The following is a 15,321-nucleotide window of genomic DNA, read 5'->3' as shown; positions in this document are numbered from 1 at the left end:
TCCATGACCACGACCGTCACCGACCAGGCCACGCCACGGCCGCGCACCGAACGGCGGGTGCGGAACCTGCTCTACCTGCTCGGCGGCGGGGGCGCGGCGCTGGTCTTCCTCGTACCGCTGGTATTCGCGCTGCTGCGCTCTTTCCAGCCCTCCGACGTGGTCATGAACAGGCCCAGCGCCGACACCTTCTTCGACTGGACCAGCAGCAACTTCAGCCGGATCCTCACCGACGGGGCGCTGGCGCGGTCCATCCTCAACAGCATGATCGTCTCGCTGTCCACAGCGGCCCTCACCGCGCTGCTGGCCACGCTCGCCGGCTACGGCTTCGCCCGCTTCCCGTTCCGCGCCCGCGGGGCCCTCTTCAGCGTCATCGTGCTGACCATGATGGTGCCCTTCCAGGCCATCCTCACCCCCCTTTACCTGGAGCTGAACACGCTCGGCCTGACCGATTCGCTGCTCGGCCTCGTCCTCTTCTACACGACCGTCAACCTCCCCTTCGGCGTCTTCGTGATGCGCAGTTCCTTCGCCGCCGTCCCCATCGAACTGGAGGACTCCGCGCACGTCGACGGGGCGGGGACACCGCGCATGCTGCTCTCGGTGCTGCGGCCGATGATCACCCCCGGCGCCGCGACCGTGGCCCTCTACGCCTTCCTGGCCTCCTGGACGGAGTTCCTCGGCGCCCTCACCTTCCTCACCGACCAGGACCTCTACACCCTGCCGGTCAGCCTCGCCAACATGCAGCAGGGCACGTACGGACAGATCGACTTCGGCCTGCTGGCGGCCGGCGCGGTGGTGGCGATGATCCCGTGCGTGGTGCTGTTCGTGGCACTCCAGCGCTTCTACGTCGCCGGGCTGGTCACGGGCGCGGTCAAGGGCTGACGCCGGCGGTTCACCGTGGCTCCGGGTGAAGCCGCCCCGCGACGGACATGCTCCGGGGACCCGTCGCCGTCGCGGCCCACGGCCCGGCTGCTCCTCGAACTGTGGTGGTACGCCGGAACCGGGCCTCGATCCCTGATGGTGGACACACGCGACGCCGGCGCGTAGAGCCGGCGTCGACGGTGGCAGAGGTCCCGCGGGTTCGGGGTCTCGGTCCCAGCTGAAGGGTCAGTGGTCGTCGGTGATGCGGGTGGCGATGCCGTTGCTGATCTTCACCTCGGCGGAGACGCCCTTCTGCGCGGCGGCGGTCAGCTCCTGCTCGGTGCACTTGGTGGCGGACTGGCCGTTCTCGTCGCCGCAGATGTCACCCGCACCCCAGATCTCCGTGTTGTCGGCCACGAGGAATGCCTGCTCCTCACCCTTCGGGCCGGAGACCGTGTACTTGCCGGGCGCCAGGTACGACACGTTCCCGAACCACGTGCCGTTCACGCCCTTGCCCCCGTCGCCCTGGCCGGCCCCGTCGCCGGCGCTCTCGGGGGTGGATCCCGAACCGGCGCCACCGGTACCGCTGGAGTCGCTCTCCGGGGCGGGCGCCTTCGTACCGGAGGAGGCCGGTGCGTCGGCGTCGCTGTCCGCACCCGACGAGGCCGGTGCGTCGGCGTCGCTGCCCGCACCCGACGCGTCCCCAGCCTCGGCAGCGGCCTCCGTCGATGAGGCGCTGGCCGACGCGGCCGAGGACGCCTTGTCGCCCGTGTCGCTCTGGCAGGCCGTCAGCAAAGCGGTCCCCGCGACGAGCGCGGCGGCGAGCAGAACGGAACGGGTACGCAGGGAGGCCATGAGGGCGGTCCTTCGAAGAGGTGGAGTAGCTGACGTCTGTGCACTGCTTGTTCGTTCACCATGCACCACGTCGTACGCCGAGAACGGGATGTCCTTGATCCACGACGTTCCTGTGACCAATCCCGGACACGCCGGAGGACCGCCGTCCGGAAGGCGGATACCTTCGTGGCAGGTCCGAACGGGCAGTGGGGCTGGCTGGAGACCGAAACCGGCCTTCCCATGTCCTCCGCCTTCGCCGACCTGCTCGCACGAGGAGATGGCTCATGAACGATTCCGGGCGCCTGCGCCGACGGCTCGCCGAGCAGCTCGTGCGGGACGGGGTTCTCAGGTCTCCGTTGCTGCGTGCGGCTGTTGAGGCCGTGCCGCGTGAGGTGTTTCTGCGACCGGGTGTGTTCCTGGACGGGGGCGATGTCTGGAAGCCGGTCGTGGCAGGCGGCACCGATCCGGGCGAATGGCTGGAGATCGCGTACCGGCGTGACACCCTCACCACTCAACTCGACGGGTACCTCAGCGCCGATCAGGTCGACGGGCCTGTCGCGGGCGTGCCCACGTCCTCCTCCACGACCCCGGACACGGTCGTCGGCATGATCGAGCACCTGGAAGTGGAGCCCGGCCGGCGCGTGCTGGAGATCGGCACCGGCACCGGGTACTCGGCGGCCCTGTTGTGCCACTGCCTCGGCGAGGACGACGTGACCACGGTCGAGGTGGACCCGGACGTGGCGAAGCGGGCGGACGACGCTCTGGAGACGGCGGGCTTCTCCACGTGGACCGTCACCGGCGACGGCCTGCTCGGGCATCCCCGGAACGCGCCGTACGACCGTGTGATCGCCACCTGCGCCGTTCGCCGCATCCCGCACAGCTGGGTCCGGCAGACCAGGCCCGGTGGCATCATTCTGAGCACCGTGGGCTCCTGGCCGTACGGGACCGGTCTGGCCAAGGTCATCGTGGACGCGGACGGCAACGCGGAGGGCCGGATCATCGGCCGTTCCTCGTTCATGCAGGCGCGGGCGCAGGCGGTCGTACCGGTGGCCGGCGACCTGTCGGCCCGGACCGCCCATGCGGACAGCGAGCGGGAGACGGAGGTACCGCCCACCCTGCTGGAGGAGTGGATGCCCGCCTTCCTCGCCCAGCTCGCCGCCCCCGGCGCCCAGTTCGTACGCGCCACCCGGAGTGACGGGACCCGGCTGCGGTACCTGTTCGACCCGGCCCGGGAGTCGTTCGCCGGGTTCGGCGCACGTGGTGACGACGGATGGACCGTCCGGCAGGGCGGTCCGGTGGCCCTCTGGGACAGGGTCGAGGAGGCTCTCACCGCCTGGCTGGCCGCCGGGAGCCCGGAGATCGAGGCCGTACGGCTCCGTGTCACGCAGGACGCGCATCTCTACTGGATCGACGGCACTCCGGCGCTGCGCTGGCGGCATCGTCTCGTCTGATACGTCTTCCTCCGGCCCCGCCCTGTACGTCACCGGGTCGCGGGCCTCCGCGACCCGGTGACGGGCGTCGTGGTGACGGGCGTCGCGGGTGTGGGCGTCGCGGTCACGGGCGACATCACCCCCTGAAAAGACGGGAGAAGAAGGACCCTTCCCACCCTCCCGCCCGGCCCCCGGCCACACCTCAGCTGTAGGGCGCGCGCACTCACTCGTAGGGGTGAAGAGGAACGTTCAGGCAGGTACCGGACCGACTGGGCGGACATAGGCTCGGCCCACACAACCCGTCCGAACCACCACAACTCCATACGCAACGCGCTTACGCCATACGCAAATATGGCCCCCGCAGGGACGGGCATCCCGGCGAGGGCCTGACCAATTCGGAAGAGAGAGCCTTCCTCATGGCTGGGACCCAGCTTAATCGGCTGTCCGCGCCCTGTCGCGGAGTCACGCACTCCAACCGCCGACACACCGCGCACTTCACCGTGATCGGCAACCACCTCGCACAACACGCCGAGTTGAGCCTCATCGCCATCGGCCTCGCCGTCTACATCCAGTCCCTCCCCGCCGGAGCCGACGTCAGCATCAAACGGCTGACCTCCCGCTTCCCGGAGAGCGAGGCCCGCATCGCCACCGCCCTGCGCGAACTGGAACACCACGGCTACTACCACCGCGAACGCGTACGACTGCCCAGCGGCGCCATCGTCACCCGCACCACCTCGTACAACCAGCCGAAGGGGGACACCGCCCCCACCCGCCCCACCGTCGTCACCCGCGTCGCCCGGCTGTCGCGCACCAAGGCCGTACCGCAACAACCACAGCCACAGCCACAGCCGCCCGAAGACCCGTACGACGACCACCGCGAACCCACACCACCGACACCGGCACCCGCACCCGCACCCGGGATCAGCAGCGACGCCGACACCGAGGCCGAAGCCGATACCAGCGCCGAGGCCCCACCGGCCACCCCCACCCCGCTCTCCCCCGTGCACGCGCGAGCAACCCGCATCCTCACCGCACTACGCCACGCCGACCCCCGACTCCTCCTCTCCGAAACAGAAGTCGCCCACCTCACCCCAGCCGTCGCCGAATGGCTCACCCGCGAAGCAGGCCCCGAAGCCATCCGCACCGCCCTCACCACCAACCTCCCCGAACCCCTCCACCGCCCCGCCGCCCTCCTCACCCACCGCCTGCGCACCGGCCTGCCACCCATGCCCCCACCAGGCCCCCGCCCCACCCCGTACGAAACACCCCGCCCCGCACCACGCTCCACCACCCGCTGGACCCACAGCTGCGACACCTGCGAACGCGCCCTCCCCACCAAAGCGTCACAGTGCAGGGACTGCGCGGCGGGCACGCTCTGACGGGGCCGGCCGGAGGAGTCGTTCCGTCACGTCGATCCGCGCGGGGCGTCCTCGGTCCTCCTCGTCCCCGTGTGGTGTGCGGGGCGGCGGGTCAGCGCGTCCGAGAGCTTGACGAGCTGCTGTACGTCGGCGTCCAGCCCCTGTGCGTGCGGCAGAGCCACGGCGATCGGGCCGTACGGTGCCTCGCGGCCTTCCGACTGGGCCCGGAGGGCGTCGCGCAGCCGGTCCGCCAGGGCCTCGGCCGAGACGTCGGAGAGGTCCGTGGCGGCGGCCTCCGGCTGCCCCAGGTAGGGGCTGATGCGCACCAGGCCGTCACGGCACTCGATGGCTCTGCGGTAGTAGAGGTGGTGCACGCCGCGCGGACGGCGCAGCAGACCGGCCCGACCGGCGTGATCGGGGTAGAGGGCGTCCTGCGGATAGGTCTCGTGCAGCAGGCTCCACAGCGGATACAGGCGGTGGTACATGCCGCGCCGCTGGCGGCGTACGCGCAGGACCGCCAGCCGGCCGCGGGCCGCCGGGTATCCGGCGCCGATGAGGAACAGGGGCAGCGCCGCGGCGATCAGGTGGCCGGAGACGGTCGTGACGGCCGGGGCGACGGAGGCACCGCGCCAGCGGACCACGGTCAGCACGGCCCGGACGGCGCTCACGGCCGCGATGACGGCGAGGGCCGCGGCCATCAGCCACAGGCCCACCGCCAGGTCCTGCCGTGCGGCCCGGGCATAGCGCCAGGTCCAGCGCAGCGCCATGGCCAGGGCGTAGACGAGGTACAGGTCGGCGATGACGTAGAAGGCGGCGACCGCGCCGAGCCGCATGTCCACGCTGTCGTAGCCTCCCCCGCCGTCGCGCCCGGCGGCGGCGACCGTCGTGGCCGAGAGGCCCAGCACCGCGAGGCCGAGGGGGAGCAGCTCCCACCGGGCCCGCACCCGGCCGCGGCGGTGGTCCGTCGCGGAGTACAGGTAGAAGCACATCAGCCAGAACACCATGCCGAACGCGAAGACGTTCTGCACCAGCCGTGGCGCGCCGTGGCCCCCCACGGAGTCGATCGGCCCGGACAGGGGCGGCAGCGCCAGGCAGAAGGAGGCGGCCGCGCTCGTCAGGCACAGAGTGACGGCGCGCAGGGGCGCGTCGCGCGGTGACCGGAGGAGCTGGCTGATCTTCCAGCCCAGCAGCAGGGCGAACGCGGTCCCGACGACGACCGCCAGCTCCGTCACTGCCAGCCCCGCCGGTCACCGAGCGCGGCCTGGAGACGGTCGACCGAAGGTTCCGTCGCCGCGGGCGGCGGCACGCTGTCCAGTACCGAGGCCCATTCGAGGATGATGGTGGCGACCAACTCGGCCTCGCGCTCCCGGTCCTCGTCGTGCGAGGAGCGCCACAGGGCACCTTCGACCACCTCGGCGTCGAGGGCGGGCAACGGGTGCCGGAGCACCTCGCCGCCCGTGTCCTGACTCTGGTGATCCGCCATGATGTGGCCGATCTCGTGCAGGATGATGTGGTCCTGGTGGACCTTGCTGGTCTCGCGCTGGTAGAAGATGTAGTCGGCCGAACCCGAGGCGATCCACAGCCCGGACGGGCCCGGAACCGGCAGCGAGTGCGGCATCAGCCGGATGGGTCTGCCCCGTTGCTCTCCGAGCAGTCGGCACAACACCTCGACTCTGAGAGGCGGTTCCACTCCGAGTTGCTGGAGCGCGCGCCTGCAGCGCCGCCGCAGCCTCCATTCGTGCACGGTGTTCCCCCGGACTTCGTGTTCCTACGGTCGGAGCCTGTCGCGCGCCGTCACGTGGTCACGGAGAGCGGTCGCGCACAGACGCGGTACCGAGGCGGTCGGGCGGGCGGGAGCGCGGCAGTTCATTCATCGGCCGTATTCTGACGCTCCGCCTGCTCCAGGCGGTAGACGACGTCGAGCAGGTCCATGACCTGACGGCGCCGCTCGTCCGACAACTCCCCGGCGCGCATGGCCATCAGCCGCACGTCGCTGGGCGCGGACCCCTGCACCGGGTGGGCTTCGGCCAGCCGCTTCAGCTGTTCCCCGACGCGGTCGCCGGTCTCGTTGTCGAAGAAGTAGGCGGCGGGCACCCCGAAGAAGTCGGCGAGCGCCTCAAGGTGCCTCAGCGTCGGATTGGTCTTGGTGCCCTTCCGCAGCTGCCAGATGTAGCTCTGGGAGATCGTGACGCCCTTCAGCCTGATCGCGGCCGCGACCTGCTCGTTGCTGTACTCACGCCCCGCCTCGGACCGGACGGTCGAGAAGAGCTGGTTCAGCCTGCTCGCCAGGGTGTGCGTCGTCCCGTGTGCCATCACCCCTCCTTGCCGCGAGTCCGGCAGCGCCGGTTCCACCCGGATGAACGCAGGCCGAGTGTACTGGGAGCTACGGCAGTTGAAACGTCTGGGCGGCTGGGGTAGCGTCCCCCCGCGACGATCTCAACTGTAGAAAATCAGCCATTGGTTGATACATACTCGTGAGTCCATGGTCAGCTCCGTGTCGAAGTCACGCGCGAGGTGGGGGACGGTATGCCGACGGGCCAGCACGAGCTACGCACACCCCGCCACCGCGCGAAAACGCCGGAGGGCGGCCTCGGACCGGAGATCCACCGGGTGCCCGTCGCCGACCTCGCGAACGCGAGTTCCCCGCGCACCTCCGGGGCGGATATCAGCCACGTCCGGGCGCTCGCCGAACTGCACGTGGCCCTGCCGCCCGTCGTGGTCCACCGCGGCACGATGCGCGTTCTCGACGGCGTGCACCGGGTCCAGGCCGCCGTGCTGCGCGGCCAGCAGGACGTCGAGGTCCGCTACTTCGAGGGCAGCGAGGACGAGGCGTTCATCCTCGCCGTACGGCTCAACTCGGCTCACGGAAAGCCGCTTTCGCTCGCCGAGCGGGCCGCAGCCGCGGAGCGCATCATCGCCGCTCACCCCGAGTGGTCGGATCGGCGCATCGCGACCGTGACCCACATGTCGCCCAAGACCGTGGCGGCCGTCCGGGGGCGTTCGACCGCGGACGTTCCCCAGTTGAACGGGGAACCCGGCGAGCGACTCGGCGCGGACGGCCGCGCCCGCCCGGTGAACCCGGCCGAACGACGGCTACGAGCAGGGGAGTTGGTGGCCCGGGAGCCCGAAGCGCCGTTGCGGCGGATCGCGCGGGAGGCCGGTGTCTCCCTGGCGACGGCGAGCGACGTGCGCCGCCGCGTCCTCCAGGGACAGGACGTGCTCCCGCCGAGGCTCAGACGCGAGGGGGAGGAGGGCGGGGGCGGGGCCACCGGGGGCGCACAGCCCGGGGACGGCCGCCTCCCGCGCCACCCCTCGCCGCCACCGGCCTTCCCAGAGACGCCCGCTGTACTGGAGGGCATGCGGCGAGACCCGTCCGTGCGCCTCTCCGCGTCGGGGCGCAGCCTTCTGCGGCTGCTGAACGCCCACCCGTCCGGGCCCGCCGAGTGGCGGCGGCTCGCGGGCGCCGTCCCCGCGCACCGGGCCGCGCCCATGGCGGAGATGGCGCGGAGCTACGCGGAGTCCTGGCTCCAGATCGCCCGCATCCTGGAGCAGGATCTCTGATCCCGGTCCTCTGACCCCCGCCCTGCCCCCTTGGTCCCCGTTGTCCGGTTTCCCCGTTGTCCGGTTTCCCGGTTGTTCGGCAGACGCGTCTTGCCGACAGCCGGGTTTCGTGTTTTTCGCCCCGCCCGAGCCCGGACGTGGGCCACAGGCACTTCCGCGAGAATGAAGGATTCCAGTTTCCCGTCCGCGATTCGCGTTCGGGAACGCGTTCGGGAACGCGTTCGGGAACATGCTCCGGGATTGCCGTTCAGGTTCTGTTCGGGGAATCCGTTGAGCCGCCGAAGGGCCCCGCTTACTGTTCAGGAGTCCACCTGTCCGGCCGAATTCCGGGGGCGATTCACCGGTGCCCGGTCCGGCCTATAGACAATTCGTATCCGAAAGGGCGTGAACCAAGTATGACCGTTGCAGCGGACTATTCCGTGCTGCGTGAAAGCGGCAGCTCCATCGTGGCGATGGCTGTCGCTCGTGCGTGGAAGGACGAGGAGTACCGGAACGACCTCGTCGCGAGACCGAAGGCCGTTCTCGCGGAGGAGGGCTTCGAGTGCCCCGAGGGCGTCGACCTGGCGATAGTCCAGGACACGCCGGCCGCGAAGTACGTGAGCCTGCCGCCCGACGCGGCCGACAGCACCACGGCCGTCGCCCTGGTCGAGCAGGCTCTCCCGCTGGAGGCCGGCCGCGAACTGCGGCTCGTGCAGTCCACCGACACCACGTGGTACGTCGTGCTGCCCCTCGCCCCGGCCGGTCTTCAGCTGGACGGGACGCCGGAGCTGGTGCTGAACCGCGCCGCGGCCGTCGAGAACGGCTGGGTGTGGACCGTGGCGGACGTGGTCGTGGCGGCGGAGGCCGCCGCCGCGGCCGTCGCCGTCGTCGTGGTGACCTGAGCGGGCGCGGGATCGAGGGTGAGCGCCGCGGCTGATCGATTCGAGCCGTAACGGCGTGCCGGGGGCCGGCTTGGCGCCGGCCCCCGGATTCCCCTGGGATACGGGCCACCGAGGTACCTGGCCGCTTTTCCACGCGGCCGGTCCGCGACGCACGCCGCTTTCCGGTGTGCCTTCTTTCATGCTTTTTTCCTTGAGGAAATGAGGGGTCATCATGTCCACGAGCATTCCGGCCGAAGAATTCCACGCGCTGCTCGGAAATTCGTCCGGAGTCCCGGCCGACTACCTGAGTGACGTCGCATGGACGAAAAGGACGCTGGAGCGATGGCTCGTGGACAAGGCGTTCCGGGAACGGTTCGAGGAGGACCCGGCCGGGGCGCTGAGAGCCATCGGGTCCCCGCTGTCTCCCCCTCAGGTGCTGCCTTTCCTCGGCGACGAGGACGACCGGGCGCCCGGCGCCCGGCCCGAGCTGCCGCTGTCCGCCCGCCGCTACCGGGCGTTCCTGCAGGAGAAGCTGGCCCACCGCGCCGAGCTGCGGGCCCACGGCCAGACGACCTCGGACCGGCGCATGGCCGTGTGGCGGGCCCGGCAGATGAAGCGGTGCGTAGGGGAACTCGGCGCCTCCCGCTCGCAGGCCATCGTGCACGCCCCCGCCGCCTTCGAGCTGTCCAAGGGCTGCACCGTCGGCTGCTGGTTCTGCGGGGTCGCCGCCCCCAAGTTCGACCACACGTGGCCCTACAGCGAGCAGAACGCGGCACTCTGGGACGAGACCCTGGAGGTGATGCGGACGACCATCGGGGAGCCGATGCGTGACGCCTTCCTCTACTGGGCCACCGATCCGCTGGACAACCCTGACTACGAGCACTTCCTCACGGCGTTCCACGACGTCTTCGGGCAGTGCCCGCAGACCACCACGGCCATCGGGCAGAAGGACGTGGAGCGAACCCGGGGGCTGCTGGAGCTGGCCCGCGCGCGCGGCTCCAAGGTCGACCGTTTCTCCATCATCGCCGTCAGCGCCCTCAACCGGCTCCACGAGGCGTTCAGCGCCGAGGAGTTGCTGCACGTCGAGTGCATCCCGCAGAACAAGGGGGCGGCCAAGTCGTTCCGGAAGTCCAACTCCGGGCGGGCCCGGAAGTTCGCGCACAAGCGCGGTGACGAGATGGTGCCCGAAGAGGCCAGCTCGACGATCGCCTGTGTGTCGGGGTTCCTGTTCAACATGGTGGAGCGCAGCGTCCAGCTGATCACCCCCTGCGACGCGTCCGACCGCTGGCCGCTCGGCTACTGGGTCCTGGACCAGGGCACGTTCGACACCGGCGCGGAGCTGGGCGAACTGGTCGAGGGGATGATCGCGCGGAACATGCGCACCCGGCTCCGTCTGGAGGACCCGGTGCGCCTGCGCCCGGACGTGGCGGTGACCGTGGCGGACGGGGAGCTGCGGGCGGTCTCCCGCGGGCAGCGTCTGGCCCTCGTCCAGGGAGATCTGGACGACCTCGCCGAGTGCCTGACCCAGGGGGTGAACAGCGCCGAGGACCTCGCCGTGCGGCGCGAGAGGCGCGCCGGGGTGCCCCGCGTGCAGACGCTCTCCTGGCTCAACTCGCTGTTCGAGGAGGGGCTGCTCGACGAGGAGCCCGAGCCTCCCGCCGTCGAGCCGGTACCGGTGGCGCTGGGGATGCCGACCCGGGCAGCCGCGTCGTGACGGACACGTACCGGGCGGCGGAGCACCCGCCGGGGGCCGGCGGCCGTGCGTCCGGGCGGGCCGCCACCGGGGTCCGCCCCGCGCTCCCGCCGGTCGTCGAGCCCGCGCTCATGCACTTCGACACCCCCCTTGAGCTGAGCTGCGGTCGCACACTGCCCGCCTTCGACCTGTCGTACGAGACGTACGGGCAGTTGGCCCCGGACGGCGGCAACGCGGTGCTGGTCTGCCACTCGCTCACCAAGGGGGCGCACGCCGCGGGCCGCCGTACCCCCCAGGACCGGCATCCGGGCTGGTGGGACGCCGCGATCGGTCCGGGCCGCATGCTCGACACCGACCGCTACTTCGTCATCTGCTCGGACGTCCTCGCGGGCGCCGGGGCCTCCACCGGACCGGCGAGCACCGACCCGGCCACCGGCCGCAGGTACGCGGGCGACTTCCCCGTCGTCACCATCGAGGACATGGTCAACGCGCAGTTCCGGCTCGTGGAGCGCCTGGGCGTCACGCGTCTGCACGCGGTCGTCGGCGGCTGCTTCGGCGGCCAGCAGGCGCTGCAATGGGCCGTCTCCCATCCGGACGCCGTCCGCAACGCCGTCGTCATCGGCACCGGGCCCGACACCTCGGCGCACACCGTCGCGATCTTCTCCGTGATGCGTCACCTCATCCGCAGCGATCCGCGTTTCGCCGACGGCGACTACTACGACGGCCCCGGTCCGGTCCAGGGCCTGGCCGGGGCCCTCGTGGCCGCCGTACCCGTCTGGATGAGCCGCGAGGCGATGGGGCAGCGGTTCGCCCGCCGCACCGTCACGGGGCGGCAGCGGCGCTACACCCTGGGCCCGGAGTTCGCCGTCGAGGCGTTCCTCGACCAGATCGCGCACCGGCAGCACGCGGACATAGACCCCAACGCGCTGCTGCACCTGATGCGCGCCGAGGAGTACTTCGACCTGCCGGGCCAGTACGGCGGTCTGGAGGCCGCGCTGCGGCCCGTCCGCGCCCGGACCCTGTTCGTCAGCTACGGCTCGGACTGGCGCTATCCGCCCGAGGAGACCGACGCCCTGCACCAGGTGCTGCGGCGGCAGGGAAAACCGTCGCGGCACACGGTGCTGGACAGCGCGCTGGGACACGGCGCGTTCCTCTACGAAGTCGACGCACTCGCCCGGGAGGTCACCCCCTTCCTGGCCGCAGCCCCGGGAGAGGGCCGATGACGACCGCCGCACCACACGCGCTGACACTGGCCTGGGAGCAGGTGTGCCGCCACATCGACGGACTGTCGATCGGCACCACCGTGGTCGCCCTGCACGAGCACGGAGTGCTGAAGGAACTCCTCGACGGGGCACCCGCGACCGTGGACGAGCTGGCCCGTCACACCGGTGCCGCCCCCGGCTACCTGCACGTGGCCCTCGGCCTGCTCGCCAACCAGGGCTGGCTCACCCCGCACGCCCCCGAAGGCCCGCTCGACACGCTGAGCTACCGGCCCACCCGGCACGGGCGGGCCGTACTGTCCACGCTCGCCGGCCACTACGCGGCGGCGGTCGCGTTCCTGCCCCTGGCCCAGCGACTGGGCCGGGTCCTGTTCTCGGACCGCGACCCGGAGGGCGAACGGGAACTCGTCGCGGCCCGCGACCACCTGCGCGCCGAGTGGCAGGTGCCCGCCGGTCTGCGCCCCGTCGCCCCCCGCCTCCAGGTGGTGGCCCACCTGGACGGCCACCTCACCGCCCCGGTCATGGCCCACCTGGCCAAGCACGGGCTTCTGGACACGGAGCGGGGCGTGCCCCTCACCGCCGACGGGACCAACCACCGCGCGCTCAGGACGATGTGCGAGATCCTCGCGCTCCAGGGCTGGGCCGTCCTGGACGAGGACGGCGACCGGGCCCGGCTCACCCCGCTCGGCCGCGCCGCGGCGACCTGCGCACGCCAGTACTGGCACCCCGTCAGCTATCTGCCCGCCTTCCGGGTCGTGGACCAGCTGCTGTTCGGCGATCCGCTCGCGGTGGACACCGCCACCGACGAGGACGCGCACCTCGACCGGGAGCTGGACATCGTCTTCAGCGGAGACGTGTTCACCGCGACGTGCCGCGACCCCTTCCTCGACGTGTGCCTGCCCCTGTTCGACACGGCGGACCCGGCGCGGCAGCCCGCGCTCGTCGTCGACTCCGGCTGCGGAGACGGAAAGCTGCTCCACGCGCTCTACACGGCGATACGCGACCGCACGCGGCGGGGCCGGCAGCTCGCGGACCATCCGCTGATCATGGTCGGCGTGGAGCCCAGCCCGGTGGCGCGCCGCATCACCTCCGAACGGCTCGCGCGGGCGGGCATCCCCCACCTCGTCATCGACGGCGACATCACCGCGCCCGAGGAGACGGCCCGCGCCCTGGCCGCGCACGGCCTCGACGCCACCGACGCCCTGCACGTCAGCAAGTCCGTCGTCCACGACCGCGACTACCGTCCCCCGCCGCCCCGCCGCCCCGGCCCGGGGGATCCCGTACCGCCCCGCATGCTGCGCTTCTTCCCGACCGCCGACGGGCAGGCCATCACCCCGGACGCCATGGCCCACGACCTCGCGGAGCACTTCCGGGGCTGGCGCCGGCTCGCGCACCGGCACGGTCTCGTCGTCATCGAGGCGCACGCCATGGACACCAGGCAGGCCGCCGCGCTCAACGGCCGGACCCTGGCGACCGATCTCGACGCGACGCACGGCTACTCCCACCAATACCCCGTCGAACCACAGGTGTTCGCCTGGGCGGCCGAGGCGGCCGGTCTCCGCGGCGTTCGACATCACGCCCTTGGCACCACGAGCGCCGGACATACGATGCTGACCATCGACCACTTCACCACGCGGGGGAATCCATGACGGTGCTGTCCGCCGACGGGGTCCACGCCGGGTACCGGGGACGACCGGTGCTGCGGGACGTGACAGTGGACCTCGGCCCGGGCGTGCACGTCCTCCTCGGCCCCAACGGCGCGGGAAAGACCACGCTGTTCCGCGTCCTGGCCGGGGTGCTCAGGCCCACGTCCGGACGGGTGCTCATCGCGGGGCGGGACCCGCACCACGACCCGGGGGCCAAACGCCTCATCTCCGTGACCGCGCACCGGGCGGCGCTCTCGCCCCAGCTGACCGTCGCCGACAACCTCGGTTACTGGGCCCGCGTCCTCGACCTGCCCGGCCCGCTGCGTACGCGACGCCTCACGGAGGTCAGCGACGCGCTCCAGCTCCACGACCTCGCCGGCCGCGCCGCCGGGACCCTCAGCCGCGGGCAGACCCAGCGCGTCGCCCTGGCCAAGGCCCTGCTCTGCGATCCGCCCGTCCTGCTGCTGGACGAACCCACCACCGGAATGGACCCCACGGCGACCGCGGACCTGCGGGAGCGGTTGCGGCACCTGGCCACGGACGGCCGCACGATCCTCGCCTCCACCCACAACATGGACGAGGCCCAGACACTGGCCGACGACGTCGTCGTGCTCAGCGACGGCGGCGTCGTCGCGCGCGGCACCCCCGCCGAACTGCGCGAGGAGATGCTCGGTCACGGGCTGCGGCTGCGCGTCCGGGCCCGGCTGGACCCCACCGGCGTACTCCGCGGACTCGGCCACGAGCCGGTCCCGTCCGGCGACGGCGCGGTGCTGGTCGAGGTCGGCGACGAGAGCGAGAGCGAGACGCTCATCGAGCAACTCGTGCGCAGCGGCGTCGGCCTGAGAGAAGTGGCGCACGCGGGCAACACCCTGGAGGACATCTTCCTGCGCCTCGACAAACGGACGCACGAAGAACCGCCCGCCTACCGGACCTGGGAGCAGCGGTGACCGCGCCGACCGGAGTCCCCCGCCCCTTCGCGCTCACCCGGGCCCTGCTGTGGCGGCTGCTGCACGAGGGCAGACGCCACCTGCTCGCCCCGGTGCTGCCCTTCGTCGCGGTCCTGGCCCTCATGCTGTTCACCTCGCTGCGCGGCAGCGGCGCCGTCAACGGGGCGGGGTCCTTCCTCGACGTGGCGGCGCGCTACACGAGCGGCGGCCACGCGCTCACCGTCGGCATCCTGCTGACGCTGGGCCCGGCGCTGGCCGCACTCTTCAACTCCGTGTCCGTCACCCGCGCCGTGCAGGGGCTGGTGGGCGCCGAGGTCACCCGCGGAGGGCTGGAGGAACTGCTCGCCTCCCCCTACACGCCGCGGCGCATCTCGACGGCCGTCCTCGGCTACATGGCGGCCGCGGCCACCGGGTTCTGGGCGGCCTACATGGCGATCCTGGTCGCGGCGATCAGCCTCGTCGTGGGCACGACCTCGGCGCACCTGCGCCTGGACACCGCCTACACGGTGCTGTCCCTGGTCTTTCCGCTGCTCATCGCCCTCACGAGCGGCAGCCTCGCGCTGCTCGTCAGCCTGCTGTTCCCGCGGCTGACGCAGGTCGGCGGCGCGGCGGGGCTGTCCGGGGGCAACCTGGGCAACCTCGTCTCCATGGTGCCCGCGGTCGGTTCCCTGTTCGTGCTGACGTACGGGCTGCCGCGCCTGGGAGCCGGGCGGCTGCTGCTGGCCGCCGGAGGCGGCACCCTCCTGATCGCCGTCGTGTCCGTGACCCTGGTCGCGGCACGCTTCAGCCCCGAGAACGTCCTCGACTCCTGACCGGGCCACGGCCCGCACCCTCCCCTCGTCCCCCTCGTCCCCCTCGTCCCTCGTCCCCCTCGTCCCTCGTCCCCTTCGATGACGTCCGTGAGTTCCGTCTCG

General features: G+C 71.7%; 14 protein-coding genes. 10 read left to right on the top strand and 4 right to left on the bottom strand.

Going from position 1 to position 15,321, the window contains the following annotated elements; translation table 11 throughout:
• Positions 1–3: 3 nt before the first annotated feature.
• A complete protein-coding gene (locus tag AB0J21_RS06290; RefSeq protein WP_363144637.1) occupies positions 4–879 on the top strand; it encodes a carbohydrate ABC transporter permease in 876 nt (291 codons plus the stop codon).
• 225 nt (positions 880–1,104) lie between these two features.
• Here the strand turns inward: AB0J21_RS06290 and AB0J21_RS06285 are convergent, their stop codons facing one another.
• On the bottom strand, positions 1,105–1,713 hold the full coding sequence (locus AB0J21_RS06285; protein ID WP_363144636.1) for a hypothetical protein: 609 nt from the start codon (positions 1,711–1,713) through the stop codon (positions 1,105–1,107).
• 263 nt (positions 1,714–1,976) lie between these two features.
• Here AB0J21_RS06285 and tgmC point away from each other — a divergent pair, with 263 nt between their 5' ends.
• Together tgmC and AB0J21_RS06275 are read left to right on the top strand one after the other, a co-directional pair.
• On the top strand, positions 1,977–3,143 hold the full coding sequence (gene tgmC / locus AB0J21_RS06280; RefSeq protein WP_363144635.1) for an ATP-grasp peptide maturase system methyltransferase: 1,167 nt from the start codon (positions 1,977–1,979) through the stop codon (positions 3,141–3,143).
• Between the two features lie 395 nt (positions 3,144–3,538).
• Entirely contained in the window at positions 3,539–4,501 is a 963-nt protein-coding gene (locus tag AB0J21_RS06275; RefSeq protein ID WP_363144634.1) for a helix-turn-helix domain-containing protein, read from the top strand.
• Between the two features lie 26 nt (positions 4,502–4,527).
• On the opposite strand, the gene AB0J21_RS06270 is transcribed toward AB0J21_RS06275, so the two are convergent.
• From AB0J21_RS06270 to AB0J21_RS06260, 3 genes are all read right to left on the bottom strand, one after another.
• Complete coding sequence (locus AB0J21_RS06270; protein ID WP_363144633.1) at positions 4,528–5,712, bottom strand: MAB_1171c family putative transporter; 1,185 nt, start codon at positions 5,710–5,712, stop codon at positions 4,528–4,530.
• Positions 5,709–6,098, bottom strand: a complete 390-nt coding sequence (locus AB0J21_RS06265; protein ID WP_363144632.1) for a hypothetical protein — start codon at positions 6,096–6,098, stop codon at positions 5,709–5,711. The genes AB0J21_RS06270 and AB0J21_RS06265 overlap by 4 nt, the downstream gene beginning before the upstream one ends.
• A 248-nt stretch (positions 6,099–6,346) precedes the next feature.
• Positions 6,347–6,793 (bottom strand): helix-turn-helix transcriptional regulator, encoded by a 447-nt coding sequence (locus tag AB0J21_RS06260; RefSeq protein WP_363144631.1) that lies wholly within the window; start codon positions 6,791–6,793, stop codon positions 6,347–6,349.
• Between the two features lie 213 nt (positions 6,794–7,006).
• On the opposite strand from AB0J21_RS06260, the gene AB0J21_RS06255 reads away from it, so the two are divergent.
• The 7 genes from AB0J21_RS06255 to AB0J21_RS06225 all read left to right on the top strand — a co-directional run bounded on the left by AB0J21_RS06255 (position 7,007) and on the right by AB0J21_RS06225 (position 15,219).
• On the top strand, positions 7,007–8,041 hold the full coding sequence (locus tag AB0J21_RS06255; protein ID WP_363144630.1) for a ParB/RepB/Spo0J family partition protein: 1,035 nt from the start codon (positions 7,007–7,009) through the stop codon (positions 8,039–8,041).
• A gap of 452 nt (positions 8,042–8,493) precedes the next feature.
• Positions 8,494–8,922, top strand: a complete 429-nt coding sequence (locus tag AB0J21_RS06250; protein WP_363144629.1) for a hypothetical protein — start codon at positions 8,494–8,496, stop codon at positions 8,920–8,922.
• 211 nt (positions 8,923–9,133) lie between these two features.
• A complete protein-coding gene (locus tag AB0J21_RS06245; protein WP_363144628.1) occupies positions 9,134–10,615 on the top strand; it encodes a radical SAM family RiPP maturation amino acid epimerase in 1,482 nt (493 codons plus the stop codon).
• Positions 10,612–11,817: a homoserine O-acetyltransferase gene (locus tag AB0J21_RS06240; protein ID WP_363144627.1), complete on the top strand. Its 1,206-nt coding sequence runs from the start codon at positions 10,612–10,614 to the stop codon at positions 11,815–11,817. Before AB0J21_RS06245 ends, AB0J21_RS06240 begins: the two co-directional genes overlap by 4 nt.
• Entirely contained in the window at positions 11,814–13,463 is a 1,650-nt protein-coding gene (locus AB0J21_RS06235; RefSeq protein WP_363144626.1) for a hypothetical protein, read from the top strand. Before AB0J21_RS06240 ends, AB0J21_RS06235 begins: the two co-directional genes overlap by 4 nt.
• Entirely contained in the window at positions 13,460–14,407 is a 948-nt protein-coding gene (locus tag AB0J21_RS06230; RefSeq protein WP_363144625.1) for an ABC transporter ATP-binding protein, read from the top strand. Before AB0J21_RS06235 ends, AB0J21_RS06230 begins: the two co-directional genes overlap by 4 nt.
• Positions 14,404–15,219 carry a hypothetical protein gene (locus tag AB0J21_RS06225; RefSeq protein ID WP_363144624.1) on the top strand — a complete coding sequence of 272 codons (816 nt, stop codon included), beginning with the start codon at positions 14,404–14,406 and terminating at the stop codon, positions 15,217–15,219. The genes AB0J21_RS06230 and AB0J21_RS06225 overlap by 4 nt, the downstream gene beginning before the upstream one ends.
• Positions 15,220–15,321 lie beyond the last annotated feature (102 nt).

It is taken from the genome of Streptomyces sp. NPDC049954 (genome assembly GCF_040656295.1).
In the GTDB taxonomy this organism is placed as follows: domain Bacteria; phylum Actinomycetota; class Actinomycetes; order Streptomycetales; family Streptomycetaceae; genus Streptomyces.
The sequence above is the reverse complement of the archived record's forward strand: the minus strand, read 5'-3'. Positions and strand labels throughout refer to the sequence as shown.

Coding starts and splice junctions, on each gene's coding strand:
- AB0J21_RS06290 (WP_363144637.1), top strand. CDS start 4: ATGACCACGACCGTCACCGACCAGGCCACGCCACGGCCGCGCACCGAA.
- AB0J21_RS06285 (WP_363144636.1), bottom strand. CDS start 1,713: ATGGCCTCCCTGCGTACCCGTTCCGTTCTGCTCGCCGCCGCGCTCGTC.
- tgmC (WP_363144635.1), top strand. CDS start 1,977: ATGAACGATTCCGGGCGCCTGCGCCGACGGCTCGCCGAGCAGCTCGTG.
- AB0J21_RS06275 (WP_363144634.1), top strand. CDS start 3,539: ATGGCTGGGACCCAGCTTAATCGGCTGTCCGCGCCCTGTCGCGGAGTC.
- AB0J21_RS06265 (WP_363144632.1), bottom strand. CDS start 6,098: ATGCCGCACTCGCTGCCGGTTCCGGGCCCGTCCGGGCTGTGGATCGCC.
- AB0J21_RS06260 (WP_363144631.1), bottom strand. CDS start 6,793: ATGGCACACGGGACGACGCACACCCTGGCGAGCAGGCTGAACCAGCTC.
- AB0J21_RS06255 (WP_363144630.1), top strand. CDS start 7,007: ATGCCGACGGGCCAGCACGAGCTACGCACACCCCGCCACCGCGCGAAA.
- AB0J21_RS06250 (WP_363144629.1), top strand. CDS start 8,494: ATGGCTGTCGCTCGTGCGTGGAAGGACGAGGAGTACCGGAACGACCTC.
- AB0J21_RS06245 (WP_363144628.1), top strand. CDS start 9,134: ATGTCCACGAGCATTCCGGCCGAAGAATTCCACGCGCTGCTCGGAAAT.
- AB0J21_RS06235 (WP_363144626.1), top strand. CDS start 11,814: ATGACGACCGCCGCACCACACGCGCTGACACTGGCCTGGGAGCAGGTG.
- AB0J21_RS06230 (WP_363144625.1), top strand. CDS start 13,460: ATGACGGTGCTGTCCGCCGACGGGGTCCACGCCGGGTACCGGGGACGA.